Raw genomic sequence first — 1,132 nt, 5'->3', positions numbered from 1 at the left:
GAACAGCAGATCATTGCCATTCTCAAGGAAGCGGAGGCGGGTTTGCCCGTCAAAGAATTATGCCGCAAGCACAATATTTCTGATGCCACATTCTACCTCTGGCGTAAAAAGTACGCGGGCATGGATGTTTCCGATGCTCGTCGCTTAAAGGCATTGGAAGATGAAAATGCCAAGCTTAAGAAGCTATTGGCGGAATCCATGCTTGATGTTGATGCTTTGAAAGCGGCTCTTAACCAAAAGTATTGACCGTCGGAGACAAGCGCAAGGCTGTGCATGTAATGCAGGAAGTCACCACGATTTCGGAACGCAAAGCCTGTCTGCTCGTCGGTATAAATCGCGCATCGATGAGATACCAACCTCAACCTAAAGAGAGTGATGTGGAGCTATTGGCTCGCATACAAGAACTGGCACTCGAGAGAAAACGGTTTGGATATCGCCGTATTCATCGTCTTCTTCGGCGGGAAGGGACAGAGGTTAACCATAAGCGTGTTTATCGGTTATACCGAGAAGCTGGATTGGCCGTTCGTAAACGGAAGCGAAGGAAATCATTATGTGTCGGGCGGGAGCCACTTTTACTTCCCTCACTGCCCAACCATACCTGGTCAATGGACTTCGTCATGGATGCACTCAGTTCTGGTCGTAGGATAAAGTGCCTCACTATCGTTGACGACTTCACGAAGGAGTGCCTAGATATTACTGTTGCATCAGGAATTTCTGGGGATGAGGTAGTCGCCATACTTGAGGCTATTGCAGCTTTCCGTGGTTATCCTGAGGCCGTTCGAACAGATCAGGGGCCGGAGTTTACGGGTAAAGCTCTCGACCAATGGGCTTACGATCATGGTGTTATTCTAAAGCTGATACAAGCAGGTAAGCCAACCCAAAATGCTTATATCGAAAGTTTTAACGGCAAGTTCAGGGACGAATGTTTAAACGAGCACCTGTTCAGAGACTTAAGCCATGCTCGTAAACTGATCGGTGACTGGCGCATTGACTACAATGAAAATCGCCCCCACTCATCAATCGGATACCTAACCCCCTCTGAATTTGCAGTACTAACACGTTCAGGGCTAAACAACAGCAATGTAACTGACATTACTAAAGAGGTGCTGGATTAGTTATTGGGGGCAGGTCA

1 protein-coding gene is annotated in these 1,132 nt (G+C 47.7%); it reads left to right on the top strand.

All coding sequences use genetic code 11. The features are described from left to right. Positions 1–1,115, top strand: a protein-coding gene (locus C9J03_RS26340; protein WP_107291822.1) for an IS3 family transposase whose coding sequence is annotated in 2 segments (ribosomal slippage) — positions 1–235 and positions 235–1,115 — 1,116 coding nt annotated over the 2 segments. Because the reading frame shifts where the segments join, the coding sequence is not laid out codon by codon here. This gene is flagged as partial in the annotation. Between the last annotated feature and the right edge of the window lie 17 nt (positions 1,116–1,132).

Source organism: Photobacterium gaetbulicola, from assembly GCF_003025515.1.
GTDB lineage: Bacteria > Pseudomonadota > Gammaproteobacteria > Enterobacterales > Vibrionaceae > Photobacterium > Photobacterium gaetbulicola.
The sequence above is the reverse complement of the archived record's forward strand: the minus strand, read 5'-3'. Positions and strand labels throughout refer to the sequence as shown.